The organism is Roseomonas aeriglobus, assembly GCA_016937575.1.
Lineage (GTDB): Bacteria > Pseudomonadota > Alphaproteobacteria > Sphingomonadales > Sphingomonadaceae > Sphingomonas > Sphingomonas aerigloba.
Genome location: JAFHKN010000002.1, coordinates 3,616,586 through 3,633,148, shown reverse-complemented (window position 1 = coordinate 3,633,148; position 16,563 = coordinate 3,616,586). Strand labels below are relative to the sequence as shown.

Annotated in this window: 19 protein-coding genes; 2 read left to right on the top strand and 17 right to left on the bottom strand. The window is 66.9% G+C overall.

Annotation, left to right across the window (positions count from 1 at the left end; genetic code table 11):
- The first annotated feature begins 29 nt into the window (after window positions 1-29).
- Entirely contained in the window at window positions 30-962 is a 933-nt protein-coding gene (locus JW805_17830; GenBank protein MBN2973872.1) for a rhodanese-related sulfurtransferase, read from the top strand.
- Here JW805_17830 and JW805_17825 read toward each other — a convergent pair.
- The 11 genes from JW805_17825 to aceA form a co-directional block, all read right to left on the bottom strand.
- Window positions 952-1,305 carry an iron-sulfur cluster assembly accessory protein gene (locus JW805_17825; protein ID MBN2973871.1) on the bottom strand — a complete coding sequence of 118 codons (354 nt, stop codon included), beginning with the start codon at window positions 1,303-1,305 and terminating at the stop codon, window positions 952-954. The two genes, JW805_17830 and JW805_17825, sit on opposite strands and share 11 nt — an antisense overlap.
- Window positions 1,305-1,763 (bottom strand): SUF system Fe-S cluster assembly protein, encoded by a 459-nt coding sequence (locus tag JW805_17820; GenBank protein MBN2973870.1) that lies wholly within the window; start codon window positions 1,761-1,763, stop codon window positions 1,305-1,307. The genes JW805_17825 and JW805_17820 overlap by 1 nt, the downstream gene beginning before the upstream one ends.
- A complete protein-coding gene (locus JW805_17815; protein ID MBN2973869.1) occupies window positions 1,760-3,076 on the bottom strand; it encodes a cysteine desulfurase in 1,317 nt (438 codons plus the stop codon). Before JW805_17815 ends, JW805_17820 begins: the two co-directional genes overlap by 4 nt.
- A gap of 14 nt (window positions 3,077-3,090) precedes the next feature.
- The gene (locus JW805_17810) at window positions 3,091-4,164 is read right to left on the bottom strand and encodes a SufD family Fe-S cluster assembly protein (GenBank protein MBN2973868.1); all 1,074 of its coding nucleotides are present in this window, start codon (window positions 4,162-4,164) and stop codon (window positions 3,091-3,093) included.
- 115 nt (window positions 4,165-4,279) lie between these two features.
- The gene (locus JW805_17805; GenBank protein MBN2973867.1) at window positions 4,280-4,630 is read right to left on the bottom strand and encodes a hypothetical protein; all 351 of its coding nucleotides are present in this window, start codon (window positions 4,628-4,630) and stop codon (window positions 4,280-4,282) included.
- Window positions 4,627-5,370: a Fe-S cluster assembly ATPase SufC gene (sufC, locus tag JW805_17800; GenBank protein MBN2973866.1), complete on the bottom strand. Its 744-nt coding sequence runs from the start codon at window positions 5,368-5,370 to the stop codon at window positions 4,627-4,629. The genes JW805_17805 and sufC overlap by 4 nt, the downstream gene beginning before the upstream one ends.
- An 8-nt stretch (window positions 5,371-5,378) precedes the next feature.
- Complete coding sequence (locus tag JW805_17795; protein MBN2973865.1) at window positions 5,379-5,717, bottom strand: endonuclease domain-containing protein; 339 nt, start codon at window positions 5,715-5,717, stop codon at window positions 5,379-5,381.
- 110 nt (window positions 5,718-5,827) lie between these two features.
- Window positions 5,828-7,291, bottom strand: coding sequence for a Fe-S cluster assembly protein SufB (sufB, locus tag JW805_17790; protein MBN2973864.1), 1,464 nt, complete (start codon window positions 7,289-7,291; stop codon window positions 5,828-5,830).
- A 4-nt stretch (window positions 7,292-7,295) separates the two neighbouring features.
- The gene (locus JW805_17785; protein MBN2973863.1) at window positions 7,296-7,805 is read right to left on the bottom strand and encodes an Rrf2 family transcriptional regulator; all 510 of its coding nucleotides are present in this window, start codon (window positions 7,803-7,805) and stop codon (window positions 7,296-7,298) included.
- A 283-nt stretch (window positions 7,806-8,088) separates the two neighbouring features.
- Complete coding sequence (locus JW805_17780) at window positions 8,089-8,244, bottom strand: hypothetical protein (GenBank protein MBN2973862.1); 156 nt, start codon at window positions 8,242-8,244, stop codon at window positions 8,089-8,091.
- A 13-nt stretch (window positions 8,245-8,257) separates the two neighbouring features.
- Window positions 8,258-9,541 carry an isocitrate lyase gene (gene aceA / locus JW805_17775; GenBank protein MBN2973861.1) on the bottom strand — a complete coding sequence of 428 codons (1,284 nt, stop codon included), beginning with the start codon at window positions 9,539-9,541 and terminating at the stop codon, window positions 8,258-8,260.
- Between the two features lie 150 nt (window positions 9,542-9,691).
- On the opposite strand from aceA, the gene JW805_17770 reads away from it, so the two are divergent.
- Window positions 9,692-11,071: a DUF2083 domain-containing protein gene (locus tag JW805_17770; GenBank protein MBN2973860.1), complete on the top strand. Its 1,380-nt coding sequence runs from the start codon at window positions 9,692-9,694 to the stop codon at window positions 11,069-11,071.
- Between the two features lies 1 nt (window position 11,072).
- Here JW805_17770 and JW805_17765 read toward each other — a convergent pair whose 3' ends face one another.
- The 6 genes from JW805_17765 to coxB form a co-directional block, all read right to left on the bottom strand.
- On the bottom strand, window positions 11,073-11,693 hold the full coding sequence (locus tag JW805_17765) for a LysE family transporter (protein ID MBN2973859.1): 621 nt from the start codon (window positions 11,691-11,693) through the stop codon (window positions 11,073-11,075).
- Window positions 11,694-11,707: 14 nt separating this feature from the next.
- Window positions 11,708-12,637: a hypothetical protein gene (locus JW805_17760; GenBank protein ID MBN2973858.1), complete on the bottom strand. Its 930-nt coding sequence runs from the start codon at window positions 12,635-12,637 to the stop codon at window positions 11,708-11,710.
- 47 nt (window positions 12,638-12,684) lie between these two features.
- Complete coding sequence (locus tag JW805_17755) at window positions 12,685-13,080, bottom strand: acyl-CoA thioesterase (protein ID MBN2973857.1); 396 nt, start codon at window positions 13,078-13,080, stop codon at window positions 12,685-12,687.
- Between the two features lie 92 nt (window positions 13,081-13,172).
- On the bottom strand, window positions 13,173-13,466 hold the full coding sequence (locus tag JW805_17750) for a hypothetical protein (protein ID MBN2973856.1): 294 nt from the start codon (window positions 13,464-13,466) through the stop codon (window positions 13,173-13,175).
- A 248-nt stretch (window positions 13,467-13,714) separates the two neighbouring features.
- Entirely contained in the window at window positions 13,715-15,385 is a 1,671-nt protein-coding gene (gene ctaD / locus JW805_17745) for a cytochrome c oxidase subunit I (protein ID MBN2973855.1), read from the bottom strand.
- 3 nt (window positions 15,386-15,388) lie between these two features.
- Entirely contained in the window at window positions 15,389-16,555 is a 1,167-nt protein-coding gene (gene coxB, locus JW805_17740) for a cytochrome c oxidase subunit II (GenBank protein ID MBN2973854.1), read from the bottom strand.
- Window positions 16,556-16,563 lie beyond the last annotated feature (8 nt).

The following is a 16,563-nucleotide window of genomic DNA, read 5'->3' as shown; positions in this document are numbered from 1 at the left end:
GCCGCGGCCGGGGCGGGTAAGGGACGCGCGTGTCTCCGCCCCCGCTGCCCTACCGCGTCCTCGCGCTCTATCGTTTCACGCCCTTTGCCGATCCCGCGGCGATCAAGCCGGCGCTGCTCGACGTGTGCGAGCGCAACGACGTCCACGGCACGCTACTACTCGCGACCGAAGGGTTGAACGGGACGATCGCCGGCAGCGATGCGGGGGTGCAGGCGGTGCTCGACCATCTGCGGAACCTGCCGGGCTGCGCCGGCCTGGTCGGCCGCGAAAGCCGCGCCGCCGCCGCGCCGTTCCACCGTATGAAGGTGCGCATCAAGCGCGAGATCGTGACGATGGGCGTGCCCGAGGTCGATGCTTCCGATGCCGGAACGTATGTCGCGCCGGAGGACTGGAACGCGCTGATTGCGGACCCCGACACCATCGTCGTCGACACCCGCAACGCGTATGAAGTGCGGATCGGCACGTTCGCAGGCGCGGTCGATCCCGCGACCGACAGCTTCCGCGACTTTCCGGCCTGGGTCCGCGAGAACCGCGGGCGACTAGAGGGCAAGCGGATCGCGATGTTCTGCACCGGCGGCATCCGCTGCGAAAAGGCGACCGCGCTGGTGAAGGCCGAAGGCTTCGCCGACGTCCACCATCTGCAGGGCGGCATCCTGAATTATCTGGAGCATGTACCGCCTGCCGAGAGTCTGTGGCGCGGCGAATGTTTCGTGTTCGATGAGCGCGTCGCGGTAGGCCATGGTCTGGAACTCGGCACTCACGGCCTGTGCCGCGCGTGCCGGATGCCGGTCAGCCCCGAGGACCGGGCGTCCCCCTTGTACGAAGAGGGCGTCGCCTGTCCCGCCTGCCACGACCAGCGGGACGCGACGCAACGCGCGGGCTATGCCGAGCGGGCGAAACAGGCCGCGCTGGCGGAAGCGCGCGGCGAGCGACATGTGGGGCAGCGGTCGGTCAGACCGTAAAGCTTTCACCACACCCGCACGCGCCCTTGGCGTTCGGGTTGTTAAACACGAAGCCCGCGGCGAAGTCGTCCTCGACCCAGTCCATCGTCGACCCGACGAGGTACAGCACCGACGCGCCGTCGACATAGAGCGTGCCACCGGGTGTCGCGATCGCTTCGTCGAACGGCTTGGCCTCGGTCACGTAATCGACCGAATAGGCAAGGCCCGAACACCCGCGCCGCGGGGTCGACAGCTTGACGCCGATCGCCCCTTCCGGCGCACGCGACATCAGGTCGGCGACGCGGGCTTCGGCGCCGGGGGTCAGGTTCAACACCGCCGGACGCGGGCGTGCGGTCGTAGCCATCAGAGCATTCCCAGTTCGAGTTTGGCCTCGTCGCTCATCTTCGATGGATCCCATGGCGGATCCCAGACGAGGTTGACGTCGACCGTCCCGACGCCCGGCACCGCACCGACGCGCAGTTCGACTTCGGCGGGCATCGATTCGGCGACCGGGCAATGCGGCGTGGTGAGCGTCATCGTCACCACCGCGTGACCGTCATCGGTCACCTCGACATTGTAGATCAGCCCCAGCTCATAGATATTCACCGGGATTTCGGGGTCGAAGATATCCTTCAGCGCGGCGATGATCCCGTCATAGGTCTCGCCCCCGGGCTCGCCGGCCTTCAGCCCCTGCGGCTTTTCCGCGAGGAAGCCTGACAGGTAATCGCGCTTCCGCTCACCACCCTCGACCGCATCCTCGACACGCGCGCGTGGCGGCGGGGCCACGGCATCCACTTCCTCGACAGCGAAACGCTCGCTCATCCGAATATCCTCGTTACTCGCTCGATCCCGCGCACCAGCGCCTCGACGTCGGCGGGGGAATTATAGACACCGAAGCTCGCCCGCGCGGTCGCCGGCACGCCCAGCAGATCCATCAGCGGCTGCGCGCAATGGTGGCCGGCACGGATCGCCACCCGGCTTTCGTCCAAGATGGTGCCGATGTCGTGCGGATGCACCCCTTCGATCGCAAAACTCACGATTCCGGCGGAGTCCTCCGGCCCGAACAGCGTGACCGAATTAATGCCCGACAGCGCCTCGCGCGTCGGACGCACCAGCGCGGTTTCATGCGCGTGGATGCGGTCGAGCCCGATTTCGCTGACATAGTCGATCGCAGCATGCAGCCCGAGCACGCCGACGATATGCGGCGTCCCCGCCTCGAACCGGGTCGGCGCGGGCGCGTAGGTGGTGCGTTCGAAGGTGACGCGGTCGATCATCGATCCGCCGCCCTGGTACGGCGGCATCGCGTCGAGCAGCTCGGCGCGGCCCCACAGCGCGCCGATGCCGGTCGGGCCGTAGAGCTTGTGCCCGGAGAAGACATAGAAGTCGCAGTCGAGCGCGCGCACGTCGACGCCCAACCGCGCGACCGCCTGGCAACCGTCGACCAGCAGCTTTGCGCCGACGCCGTGCGCCAGATCCGCGGCGCGGCGAACGTCGAGGACCGAGCCGAGCACGTTCGACACATGCGCCAGCGCGACCAGCTTGTGGGCGGGCGTCAGCATGGACTGCATCGCGTCGAGATCGATGCGGTGATCGGCGGTGAGCGGCACCACGTCGACGCCCAAGCCCCTGGCCTCGGCGACCATCTGCCACGGTACGATGTTCGAGTGGTGTTCGAGCGCCGAGAGGAGGATGCGGTCGCCGGGCTGCAGCTGGGTGCCGGCCCAGCATTGCGCGACGAGGTTGATCCCCTCGGTCGCGCCGCGAACGAAAACGACTTCGTTTTCCTGTGCCCCGATGAAACTCCCGACCCGGCGGCGCGCGGCTTCATAGGCGAGCGTCATGTCGGCGGAGCGTTGGTACACGCCGCGGTGGACTGTGGCGTAATCCTGCGCATAGCCGCGAGTGATCGCGTCGATCACGGGCCGCGGTTTCTGCGCGGTGGCGGCAGTGTCGAGGTAGGCCCAGCCTTCGGGGATGGCGGGGAAGTCGCTGACCGCATCCAGTTCCTCCCCGGCACGGGGAGGGGGACCAGCCGCAGGCTGGTGGAGGGGGCCCTCCGCGAAGGACTCACCATGAGGCGCTCCCCCTCCACCACCGGCTTCGCCAGCGGTCCCCCTCCCCGTGCCGGGGAGGATTTGGGTGGTGTCGCTCACAACGCCGTCTCCAGCCAGCGATCGGCGTCCGCGACGAACGCCGCGCGGACGCCCTCATCGCCGATCCGATCCAGCGCGTCGGCCACGAACGCCCGCGTCAACAGCGCCTTGGCGCGCGCCGGCGGGATGCCGCGGCTTTCGAGATAGAACAGCGCGCGCGCATCGAGTTCGCCCACGGTCGCCCCGTGCGCGCACTTCACGTCGTCGGCGAAGATCTCAAGCTCGGGCTTCAGGTTCACCGTCGCGGTCCGCTGGAGCAGCAGCCCGCGCAACGACTGTTCGCCATCGGTCTTCTGCGCATCGCGCGCGACCTCGACCGCGGCGGCGAGGCTGGCGGTGGAGGTATCCGCCGCGACCGCACGCCATGTCTGATGACTGCTGCCATGCGGCTGGGCGTGGCGCACGCGCACCGCGCACTCTTGGCGTTGCGCGCCGCGGGTCAGCAGCGTGCCGCCCATCTCGGCATAGGCCTCCACGCCGTCGAGCGCGATCGCCGCATCGAAGCGCGTGCCCATACCGCCGGCGCCGAGGAAGGTCGCGACATAGCTCGCGCCCTGCCCCACCGACACTTCGTCGCGGGTCGACACGAAGCCTGCATCAGCGATGACCCGCACCGCGCGCTGCAACCGCGCGGACCGGGCGAGCTCGACCTGAACCAGCCGGTTCGCCCAGCCGGCGCCGACATAGCTCTCGACGATCGTCGCGACCGCGTCTTCGCCGAGGCGGATGCGCGCGGGCAGGTGGTTTTCGCCGCCGGTCGAGACATGGACGATCTCGACCGCCGTCTCGGCCCCGGCGGCATCCAGAGTCAGCGACCAACCGGTGCCGCTCGCCTGCGCGCCCAGCGGGTGACCGGTCGCAAGGTCGAGCGCTTCGACCACCAGCCGCCCGGGATTGCTCTGCTCGGGCACGAACACGCCATCGACGAAAACCAGCCGGGGGCCATCGAGCCCGAGCGACGCCTCAGCCGGCGCGACCGACCGCTCGCTAACAGCTGCGGCGCGCAGCGCCTCAAGATCGGCCCAGCGCCAAGCTTCCTCGCGTGTCGAGGGGAGAGCAAATGTCGCCATCAGTACGCCCTCTTTGCGACTTCGCGCCTTTGCGTGAGAAAAAGGGTCGGTTCACGCAAAGGCGCAAAGGCGCGAAGATGAATTGCGCGTGCCGCGCGGCCTTCGATCACCATCTTCACGCCCCCTGCCGCTTTGCGGCCAGAGCGGCGATGCCGGCTTTGTGTTCGCTCACGACGCATTTGGTCAGTTCGCCGTTCAGCGCGGTCATCATTACCTTCTTGACCTCGGGGCGGATGGCGCGATCCTGAGCGCCCTGGAAGCGTGACTGGAATTGCGGAAAGCACCTTTCCATCGCGGCGCAGCCGATGCGATCGACCTCCGCGTCGCCGCTCGACTTGCGGATCTTGCAAATGCCGTTCTTGTACGTGCCGCGCCAGGCCTGCAGCCGCTGGCCGATCACCGTGACCTCGTCAGTCGCGGGTGGCGGTGCCGCTGCCTGCAGCATCAGGAGAGCCGCCAGGATCACGCCGCGACCGCCCCGTAACCTTCGCGCTCCAGTTCCAGCGCCAGTTCCGGCCCGCCCGAACGCGTGATGCGGCCGTCGGCCAGCACGTGGACGCGATCCGGCTGCACATAATCGAGCAGGCGTTGGTAGTGGGTAATCAGCAGCACGGCCTTGTCGGGCTTGCGCATGATGCGATTGATGCCGTCGCCAACGATGCGCAACGCATCGATGTCGAGGCCGGAGTCGGTCTCGTCGAGGATCGCGAACTTCGGCGCGATGATGCCCATCTGCACCATTTCGTTGCGCTTCTTCTCGCCGCCCGAGAAGCCGACGTTGACCGGGCGCTTGAGCATGTCCTGCGGCAGGCCAAGGTCGTCGGCTTGGGCGCGGGCAAGCTTCAGGAACTCGCCGCCCGACAGCGGCTTTTCGTCGCGCGTCGCACGCTGGGCGTTCAGGCTTTCGCGCAGGAACTGGACGTTCGATACGCCGGGGATTTCGACCGGATATTGGAAGCCCAGGAACACGCCGGCGGCGGCGCGCTCATGCGGTTCGAGGTCGAGCAGATCCTGCCCGTCGAAGGTCACCGACCCCTCGGTCACCTCATAGCCCGGCCGCCCGCCCAGAACATAGCCGAGCGTCGACTTGCCCGCGCCGTTCGGCCCCATGATCGCGTGGATCTCGCCTGCGTTCACTTCGAGGCTGAGGCCCTTTAGGATCGGCTTGCCGTCGATTTCGGCGTGGAGGTTTTCGATTTTAAGCATTGTCATCCTTAAAGCCCCTCCCCTTCAGGGGAGGGGTTGGGGTGGGGCGTCGCCGCGAGCGCATCGCGAATGGCGTATGCCACACCCTCCAGGTTGGTCATCACTTCGGCATTGGTCACGCGAACGGTGCGATATCCGCGCTGCGCCATCAGATCGTCGCGGACGCGGTCCTTGCCGGCATCATGACTGTCGCCATCCACTTCTACGATCAGCGCAGCACGTGGACAGAGGAAGTCGGCAATGAACGGTGGCACTACGGCTTGGCGGCGGAATTTGCTGTCGGCCAACTGCGCGTTGCATAGAATGCGCCACAGCCGCTTTTCCGGCTCGGTCGGGTTGCGCCGCATTTCGGCTGCGCGCGCCTGCAACTCAGCGATGGTATTCGCGGAGAGGCCCCACCCCCGGCCCCTCCCCTGAAGGGGAGGGGAGTTAAGGCGCTTGGAGTCATCAAGGGGTGTCACCCCACACTCCCCTCAAGCGAAATCCCCAGCAGCTTCTGCGCCTCGACGGCGAACTCCATCGGCAGCTGCTGCAGCACTTCGCGCGCGAAGCCGTTGACGATCAGCGCGACCGCCGCTTCCTGATCAAGCCCACGCGACATGGCGTAGAACAGCTGGTCCTCGCTGATCTTCGACGTCGTCGCCTCATGCTCGATCTGCGCCGAGGGATTGCGGACCTCGATATACGGCACGGTGTGCGCGCCGCATTTGTCGCCGAGCAGGAGCGAATCGCACTGGGTGAAGTTGCGCACGCCCTCCGCATTCGGCGCGACGCGCACGAGGCCGCGGTAGGTGTTGTCGCTGCGGCCGGCCGAAATCCCCTTCGACACGATCGTCGAGCGTGATCCCTTGCCGTTGTGGATCATCTTCGTGCCGGTATCGGCCTGCTGGCGGTTGTTGGTGACCGCGACCGAATAGAATTCGCCGACCGAATCCTCGCCGTTCAGCACGCACGACGGGTATTTCCACGTGACCGCGCTGCCGGTTTCGACCTGGGTCCAGCTGACCTTGCTGCGCTTGCCCTGGCAGAGCGCGCGCTTGGTCACGAAATTGTAGATGCCGCCCTTGCCGTTCTCGTCGCCCGGATACCAGTTCTGGACCGTCGAATACTTGATCTCGGCGTCGTCGAGCGCGACCAGTTCGACGACCGCGGCGTGCAGCTGGTTCTCGTCGCGCATCGGGGCGGTGCAGCCCTCGAGATACGAGACATACGCGCCCTTGTCGGCGACGATCAGCGTGCGTTCGAACTGGCCGGTGTTCTCGGCATTGATGCGGAAATAGGTCGACAGCTCCATCGGGCAGCGGACGCCCTCCGGGATATAGACGAACGTCCCGTCGCTGAAGACCGCGCAGTTGAGCGTCGCGAAGTAATTGTCGTGCATCGGCACGACCTTGCCGAGCCACTTCTTCACCAGCTCGGGATATTCGCGGATCGCCTCGGAGATCGAGCGGAAAATGACCCCGGCGGCCTCCAGTTCGGCGCGGAAGGTCGTCGCGACGCTGACCGAATCGAACACCGCATCGACCGCGACCTTGCGCGCGCCCTCGACGCCGGCAAGCACCTTCTGCTCCTCGATCGGAATGCCGAGCTTTTCGTAGACGCGCTTGATCTCGGGATCGAGCTCGTCGAGCGACGCGATGGTCGGTTTCGCCTTGGGTTCGGCGTAGTAATAGGCGTCCTGATAATCGATCGGGTCGATGTTCAGCTTGGCCCAGTCGGGCTGCTCCATCGTCTGCCACAGGCGGAACGCCTTCAGCCGCCAGTCGAGCATCCACTGCGGCTCGTTCTTCTTGGCGCTGATGTAGCGGACGGTGTCTTCGGACAGGCCCTTTGGCGCGAATTCCTGCTCGATGTCCGAGCTGAAGCCCCATTCGTACTTCTTGTTCGCGGCCTCGTAAGCCTTGGCGTTCTTCGTAGCCATGATCTTAAACCTGTTCCCCGGCGAAGGCCGGGGTCCAGCCTCCGACCGGTTGCGACTGGGCCCCGGCCTTGGGTCCCATCAAAGTCGTACTTTGATGCGTACCCTGCGCCGGGGAACTGAGTTGAGTAAGCGTGATGCCGGCAAGCGCCGATCGCACCGCGCCGTTGACCGTACCCATATGCGGCCGGACGTGGCACGTGCCGCCTACCGCACAATCATGGCTCGACGGATCGACGCAGGTGGTGAGACCGATCGGCCCCTCGATCGCCTCGACGATGTCGGCGAGCGTAATCGTCGCCGGGGGGCGCGCGAGACGAAAGCCTCCGCCGGTCCCGCGCGCGCTGTCGATCAGCCCGGCGGCACTGAGGCGGCTGACCAGCTTCTGCACGGTGGGGAGCGGCAGGCCGGTTTCCTCGGCGATGACGGTCGCGTTCAGCCGACCCGACACGCCGCAATGGCGCGCGGCGGCCGCGAGCAGCACCACGGCGTAATCGGCTTGGGCGGTCAGGCGCATTGTTGCGAGCGGCTCTCAAATCGGAGGAAATCGTTCCGATTGGGCAGATAGGGGGTTGGGTGGGGTGGCGCAACCCGTTGAGAGGCATCCGCTCGCCCTATCCCCGTTCGCCCTGAGCTTGTCGAAGGGCCGCCCTCCGATACGCCCGCGCCTCGCTTGCGGCACGAAGAACGGTGCTTCGACAAGCTCAGCACGAACGGGTGGGGATGGTGCGCGCCAACGAAAATGCCCGCCCGGCCACTTTGGACCGGACGGGCAGGCACCCTCTCCCGGGAGCGTTATCTCAGCCTAACCGGCCCAGCCGGTGGTACAGGTTGCTGAACTTGGCCGATCGCGGTTCGTCGGCGATCTTGCGGACGTAATCGGCGACGGCTTCCTTCATCAGCCCGAAGTCTTCGGTCGAGAAGACGGCGCGGCTCCTCTGCGGTTCATTGGTCATCGGTCGTCTCCTTTCAGGCGGCTTGCTTGGTGAACTGATCGGCCTCGGTGCTTTCCGAATAGGCGGTGGTGGAGCTGCTGCCCCCGGCGAGCGTGGTCGCCACCAGATCGAAATAGCCGGTGCCCACTTCGCGCTGGTGCTTGGTCGCGGTGTAGCCGTTGGCCTCGGCGGCGAACTCGGCCTGTTGCAGCTCCGAATAGGCCGCCATGCCGCGGTCCTTGTAGCCGCGCGCCAGCTCGAACATCCCGTAGTTGAGCTGGTGGAAGCCCGCGAGCGTCACGAACTGGAACTTGTACCCCATCGCCCCGATCTCACGCTGGAAGCGGGCGATGTCGTCGCGGTCGAGGTTCTTTTCCCAGTTGAAGCTGGGCGAGCAATTGTACGCCAACATCTTGTTCGGGAACTCCTTCTTGATCGCCTCGGCAAAGCGGCGGGCGTCGTCCATGTTGGGTTTCGACGTTTCCCACCACAGCAGGTCGGCATGTTCGGCGAATGCCAGACCGCGCTTGATGCAGTGGTCGACGCCGGTGCCGTCCCTCAGGCGATAGAAGCCCTCGGGCGTGCGTTCGCCGGTCAGGAATTCGCGATCGCGTTCGTCGATGTCGCTGGTTATGAGCCGCGCCGACTCCGCGTCCGTCCGGGCGCAGATGATCGTCGGCACGCCGCTGACGTCCGCGGCCAGGCGCGCCGCATCAAGATTGCGGATGTGCGCCTGGGTCGGGATCAGCACCTTGCCGCCCAGATGCCCGCACTTCTTCTCCGCCGCCAGCTGGTCCTCGTAATGTACGCCCGCGGCACCTGCGGCGATATAGGCCTTCATGATCTCGAAGCAGTTGAGGGGGCCGCCGAAGCCGGCCTCCGCGTCCGCGACGATCGGTGCCAGCCAGTCGCGGGTCGCCCCACCCTCGCTGTGCTCGATCTGGTCGGCACGCAGCAGCGCGTTGTTGATCCGCCGCGCCAGTTCCGGCCCGGCGTTGGCGGGGTAGAGCGACTGATCGGGGTACATCGCGCCCGCGGTGTTCGCATCGGCCGCGACCTGCCAGCCCGACAGGTAGATCGCCCTCAGCCCGGCGCGGACCTGTTGCATCGCCTGGTTACCGCTCATCGCGCCGAGCGAGTTGATATAGGGCTCGGTCTGGAGCAGCTCCCACAGCTTCAGCGCGCCGCGACGGGCAAGGCTGTGCTCGATCGGCACCGACCCGCGCAGCCGCTCGACGTCGGCTGGCGCATAGGGGCGCACGATGCCGTCGAAGCGGCCCTTGGGGGCAGGAACCAGGTCTTCGAACGTCGTGCTCATGGTGTCGTCCCTTCGTCGTGTTAGGGTGATGCCGCGGGGATAACGAGCAGTCGGCGCGACAGAACAGCTTAAATTCACAATCGCGAGGTCGCGAGGTCGGCCTTCGGAAGGCGACTTGATGTCGTATTGTAAATTCTTCACAACACCAAAATGGCCGATCGCAAGATCTTCGCTGGACACGCCGTCCGCCGCCTCCGCCGTGGCGCAGCGCTGACGCAGGCGGCGATGGCCGAGATGCTGGGGATTTCGCCCAGCTATCTGAACCTCGTCGAGCGTAATCAGCGGCCGGTGTCGGCCAGCCTGCTGCTCGGCCTGGCCGAGCGCTTCGACTTCGACCCCCGCGCGCTGGCCGCCGGAGAGCCGGGGGGCGGCGCCGAGGCGATCCGCCGGCGGCTGGCCGATCCTATCTTCGCCGACCTGGAGATCGATCGCGCCGAGCTGGAGGAATGGCTGGTCGGCGCGCCCGGCGGGGCGGAGGCCTTCGCCCGCGCCTATGATCGCGGCGGGCGCGCGACTGGGACAGAGTCCGCCGACACCGGCACCGCCGTCCGCCGCGAGATCGAGCGGTGGCGCAACCATTTCGCCGACCTCGACACCGCCGCCGAGGCACTGGCCGACGAACTCCGCCAAGGCGCGGGCGACCTGTTCGGCAGCCTCGCCGACCGGCTCCGCGTGAAGCACCAGCTGTCGATCCGTATCCTGCCGCTGGAAGTGTTGACCGACGTCCGCGTGCGCATCGACCTTCATGCGCGGCAAATCCAGCTGTCGGAAACGCTCGATCCGCCGTCCCGCGTGTTCGCGCTCGCCCGGCACCTCGGGCAGATCGAGGCACGCGCGGAGATCGACGCGCTCGTGCGCGGCGCAGGCTTTGCCGATCGCACCGCCGACAGGCTCTACCGCCGCCATCTGACCGGCTATTTCGCCGCTGCGGTGATGATGCCCTATGCCCGCTTCCTGCGCGCCTGCGAGGCGACCGGATACGACCTCGACCTGATCCGCCGCCGCTTCGGCGCGTCGCCCGAACAGGTCGCACACCGGCTGACGACCTTGAGCCGCGTCGGCGCACGCGGGCTGCCGTTCTTCATGCTGCGGATCGACCGCGCAGGTCAGGTGTCGAAGCGGTTCGCCGGCGCGAGCAACGCGCCCATTGTCGAGGGGCCGGGACTGTGCCCGCTGCTCGACACCTTCACTGTGTTCCAGCGCCCCGACGAGCGCATCGTCCAGTTGGTTCAGCTGGAGGACGGCAGCCGCTGGTTCACCTCGTCCCGCTGCGTCGGGCCGCCGGGAGGCTGGCAAGGCGCCGTCCGCGCGCGTTTCGCGGTGACGCTGGGGCTTGCCGCCGACGCCGCCGGCACGCTCGCCGCCGCGCGCGGCCTCGATCTCGCCGGCGAAGCGACGCCGATCGGCCTTGGCTGCCGCGCCTGCACCCGGCCCGACTGCCCGCAACGGTCGGCCGCACCGGCCGGACGGGCGTTGATCGTCAACGATCGCGAGGCGGGGGTGTCGCCATTCGGATTTGCCGGCGACTAGCTTACCGCCGCATCGCAGCCATCGCGATGCCCGCCGTCATCACTGCCCCTCCCCCGGCGCGCTGCGACCAGACGCGCACGGCCGGGCGTCGGATCAGGCCCGACGCCTTGGATGCGGTCAGCGCGTAGAGTGTATCGGTGGTTGCGGCGATCAGCGTGAAGGTCGCGATCAGGATTGCCGCCTGCGGGAGATAGGGAGCGCTGGCACGGATGAACTGCGCGGCGAAGGCGACGAAGAACAGGATCGTCTTGGGGTGGAAGGTGCCGACCGCGACGTTGGTCAGAAACGCCGCACGCGCGCTGACCAGGCGATAGTCCGGCAGGCCTGCCGTCTGCCCGCCACTGCGCAGGATCGCGATTCCACCGATCGCGATCAGATACGCCGCCCCGACCCATTTCAGGATGGTGAAGGCCAGCGCCGAAGTTCCCAGGATCGCGCCCGCCCCGGCCAGCGACACCGTCATCGCCACGGCATTGCCGACCGCCATCCCGGCGACCGAGGCGAGCGCGGTGCGACGCCCCGAGCTGAACGCAAAACCGATGATGCTCGCGACACCGGGGCCGGGAATGACCGCCATCACCAGCGATGCGGCGGCGAAGGCGAACCAAAGGTGTAGGTCCATAGTCACTGCTGAAGCTATGGCACCGCCGTCGGCGGCGGGGTGGAATATTCGACCCGCTGCTTTTCCTGCTCCGCCAGCGGCGGCACGCGCAGCGCCTTGCGCAGGGCGTCCGACACGAGCGTGCGATTGTACGGCTCTTGGGTCGCCGGCGCGTTGTTCGGGATTGTAAATTGCGTGCCCAGCACCTGTGGTTGCCCGATCGCCTGGAGATAGCGGTCTAGCGTGGCCGCCGCGATCCACACCGCGGCGGGCTTCCCCCGCGCCGCGGCGATCGTCGCGAGAATATGGGCCTTCAGATAGTCGTTCGCCTTGTCGCCATGCTGGAAGATGAAGGCGGCGTGATAGAAGTCGTCGCCGCTGTTCAGCTGGCCGGCATCGAGCAAGGCCTCGGTCCGCTGGCGCCGGAGGGCGTCGGCCTCGTTGACGGCGCGCCAGTCTGCGTCGGTCGTCCTGCGGTCGGCCTGGTCGGCGGTGAAGATCCGCGTCATCTCGGCATTGGTCGCCCGATCGATCGCGCGGACATAGGTGCGGTTCGCGTCCCACCCGCCTAGCGTCGCCGCCTGCGCGGGTGCTCTGGAGAAATCGAACGGCTCCATTTCGGCTCCTTCCAGCTCGACGCTGAGCCGGCCTGGTGGCGTGCAGCGGACGCGGAACACGTCCGGGGTGGCGCCGGGGCGGGGGTCGTCGAACGCGAGCTGCAGCACATCCCCGTCCCTCCGGACGCTTTGCGCGGTGCGCCGGACGGCGGGGCCGCGGACATTCGAGAAATTCTCGGCATCCGCGTCGAAATGCGCTGGGCGCTCCCAGATCGCGCTCGGGCCATTGGGACCGTCGGCAATGGTAAGGGCGAAGATCGGCCGATCGCCGGCGGTGGTGATCCAGCGGCCGGTCGCACACGGCGGTGTCGTCGTCGCGGCCAGCAGCAAGGGGAGCATCGTGAGCACGGCAGGAACCTAACATTACGAGCCCGAAACGACAAGCGTGGCGCTCCCTACGCCTGAAGAAACGGCGCCGCGATCTCCGGTGTGATCCGCAGCAGCCGCCCGCTCGCCTTGTCGAGCAGCGCCCAGGTCGTCCGCGCCTCGACCTTGACCTTGCCGTCGTCGCCGGTGAAGCGGACGTGGCGGTCGAAGCGGGCGCCTTTGGGAGCGTCACCGACCCAGGTTTCGCCGGTGACGCTTTCGCCGGCGATCAGGTTGCCGCGATAGTCGATTTCGTGGCGGACGACGACCCAGACATAGGCGGCCTGATGTTCGGACGGGGCGACCGCCGCCCAGTGGGCGACGGCAATATCCTGGATCCAGCGGACCCATTCGGCATTGTTCACGTGGCCGAGTTCGTCGATGTGCTCTGCCTGAGCGGTGAAGCGGCGGGTGAACGGCGTCATGGACCAACTCTAACCCTCGCTGGCCCGAGACGGAAAGGCGAAAGCGCCCCGGCTGCGGGGCCGAGGCGCTCAAGACGCTGTGCTGCGCGTGATCAGCGGGCGGCGACCTGGATCGCCTTGGCACGGGCCGCTACCTGGACCTCGACCGGGTCGATCGCGACGCCGCGTTCGCGCCAGCCCTGGACGTTGTGGCAGTCGCCGCGACGGATCAGGCGGTTAGCATAGGTGCCGGCCAGGCCCCAGCCGCTGCGGATGCAATATCGGTCACCCCCCGATTGCTGCGACAGCGTGACCGCATCGAACGCGCGCGACTGGGCGGCGGCGGGGACGGCGGTGGCGATCAGGCTGGCGGCGGTGGCGGCGATCAGGGCGATGGTCTTGGTCATGATGTGTCTCCTTCTGCGTTGGCTCGGCGGCGTGTCCCGCTGCACGCAAGGGACTTTGCAGGAGGCGTGCCATTCTCCTAAGGCACTGGACTGAAACGCTTATCTTTGGCGGGTGATACACAGGCCTAAATCGCCACGGTAATTTGCGCCATTTCTTGGCGCCTCGCGCGCGCAACAGTTAGCAAAAGAAAACGCCCCGGCATTGCTGCCGAGGCGTTTCATCATTCCAGCAAGGCGCTGCGCTGGGGTCAGTCGACCTTCGGCAGCGTCTCGAACTGGTGGTACGGCGGCGGCGAGCTGAGCGTCCACTCGAGCGTGGTCGCGCCTTCGCCCCACGGATTGTCGCCCGCCTTCTTGCCCGCCATCAACGACCAGATGACGTTCACGAAGAAGATCACCATGCCCGCCGCCATGATCATGTAACCGATCGTGGCGACGTTGTTGAAGTGCGCATAGGCATCCGGATAATCCGGATAGCGGCGCGGCATGCCCTGGAGCCCCAGGAAGTGCATCGGGAAGAACAGGATGTTCACGCCGATGAAGAACACCCAGAAGTGCAGCTGACCGAGGAATTCGTTCAGCATCTTGCCGCTCATCTTCGGGAACCAGTAGGTGAAGCCCGCGAACAGCGAGAATACCGCGCCCAACGACAGCACATAGTGGAAGTGCGCGACGACGTAATAGGTGTCCTGCATGTAATCGTCGACGCCGCCATTGGCGAGCACGACGCCGGTCACGCCACCGACGGTGAACATGAAGATGAAGCCGATCGCCCAGACCATCGGGGTCGGGAAGCGCATCGACCCGCCCCACATCGTCGCGATCCACGAGAAGATCTTGATGCCGGTCGGGACCGCGATGACCATCGTCGCCGCGGTGAAATACATCTTGGTATTCACGCTGAGGCCGGTCGTGAACATGTGGTGCGCCCACACGACGAAACCGACCACGCCGATCGCCACCATGGCATAGGCCATGCCGAGATAACCGAACACCGGCTTGCGGCTGAACGTCGCGACGATGTGGCTGATGATGCCGAAGCCCGGCAGGATCATGATGTACACTTCGGGGTGACCGAAGAACCAGAACAGGTGCTGGTAGAGCACCGGGTTCCCGCCGCCGGCCGGATCGAAGAAGGTCGTGCCGAAGTTACGATCGGTCAGCAGCATGGTGATGGCCGCCGCCAGCACCGGGAGCGCGAGCAGCAACAGGAAGGCGGTGACCAGCACCGACCAGACGAACAGCGGCATCTTGTGCAGGGTCATGCCCGGCGCGCGCATGTTGAAGATGGTCGTGATGAAATTGATCGCGCCCAGGATCGACGAGGCGCCGGCGAGGTGGAGCGACAGGATCGCCATGTCGGTCGACGGCCCGGGCTCACCATAAGTGGACAGCGGCGCGTAGAGCGTCCAGCCGTTGCCCGCGCCACCGAAGAACGGCGAGGCCAGCAGCAGCGCGAACGACGGCACCAGCAGCCAGAACGAGATGTTGTTCATGCGCGGGAAGGCCATGTCCGGCGCGCCGATCATGATCGGCACGAACCAGTTGCCGAACCCGCCGATCATCGCCGGCATAACCATGAAGAACACCATGATCAGGCCGTGCGCGGTGATGAGCACGTTCCAGAAGTGCAGTGCTTCGTCGAAGGTCGCGGTGCCGCCGTGCAGCACGCCCGCCCACTGCGGCAGATACTGGATGCCCGGGTGCATCAGTTCCGCCCGCATCAGACCCGAGATCGCGCCGCCAATGATGCCGGCGCAGATCGCGAAAATCAGATAGAGGGTCCCGATGTCCTTGTGATTGGTCGACAGGAACCAGCGGGCGAAGAAGGCCGGCTTGTGATCGGCATCGTGATGATGCGCGTCATGGGCGTGACCGTGCGCGTCGAACGCGGACGGGGTGAGCGCGGTATCGGTCATCGGTTAGTTTCCACGAGCGCCGAACGCCGCCTTGGTGGCGGTTGCGGCCTGGTTCGAAGTGGGAGGAGTCTCGGTCATGTTGACGACCGCGTCGGTGCCGTTGGCGGGCACGATCGCGTTGGCTGCCGTCGCGGTGTCGTCGCCGGCATCCGGCGCGGCGCCCGGATTGGCGGTCGCCGCGGTCGTCGATGCTGCAGCCGCCCCCGGCATCGTGCCGCCCTTGGCCGCGATCCATGCCGCGAACTGCTGTGGCGTCACGGCCTCGACCGCGATCGGCATGTACGCGTGACGCGCACCGCACAGTTCCGAACACTGTCCGAAGTACAGGCCCGGCTTCTCGATGGTGAAGCTTGTTTCGTTGATGCGGCCCGGGATCGCGTCGAGCTTGATCCAGAACGCCGGGACCGCCCAGCTGTGGATCACGTCGGCGGCGGTCGTCAGCAGACGGATCGGCACGCCGACCGGCAGGACGATGCGGTTGTCGGTCGCCAGCAGGCGCGGACCGTCGGCATCGGTGCGGAAGCGCGTGCCGGCCGGAACCTCGTTGCGCTCCTTCAGCATGTTCGCCGTGATCTGCACGCCGCCATGGTCGGGATATTCATAGGTCCAGTACCACTGGTTCCCGGTCGCCTTCAGCGTCACGGCGCCGGCCGGCGCCGGCTTGAACTGCGCGGCGAGCAGCCGGATCGAGGGAACCGCGATCGCAACCAGGATCAGGACCGGGACGAGCGTCCAGATCACTTCGATCAGCGTGTTGTGGCTGGTCTTCGACGGGTTGGGGTTCGCCTTCGCCCGGAAACGAATCATCGCGTAAACGAGCAGCGCCAGAACCAGCAGCGAGATCGCCGTGATCAGCGGCACCAGCCACACGTCATGGAAATGACGCGCCTGGCGGCCGTTCGGCGTGACTTGCGTCTGCATGCCGAACCAGCCGTCCGACGGCTGACCGACATGTTCGACCGGGGTGATCAGCGGCGTGCCGTCGGGGCCGACCAGCGGATCGGCCGGCTTGGCGGCCGGAGTCGCAGCCGCGGCCGGAGCGGCGGCGGTGGGCGCAGCGCCCGTCGCGGCAGCAGCCGCCGGCGCGGCAGTATTCGCCGGAGCGGCGACAGCACCGCTGCCCGCGAGCACGAGCCCGGCGGCGGCGATGATCGTCTTCAGACCAGTCATGCGCATCT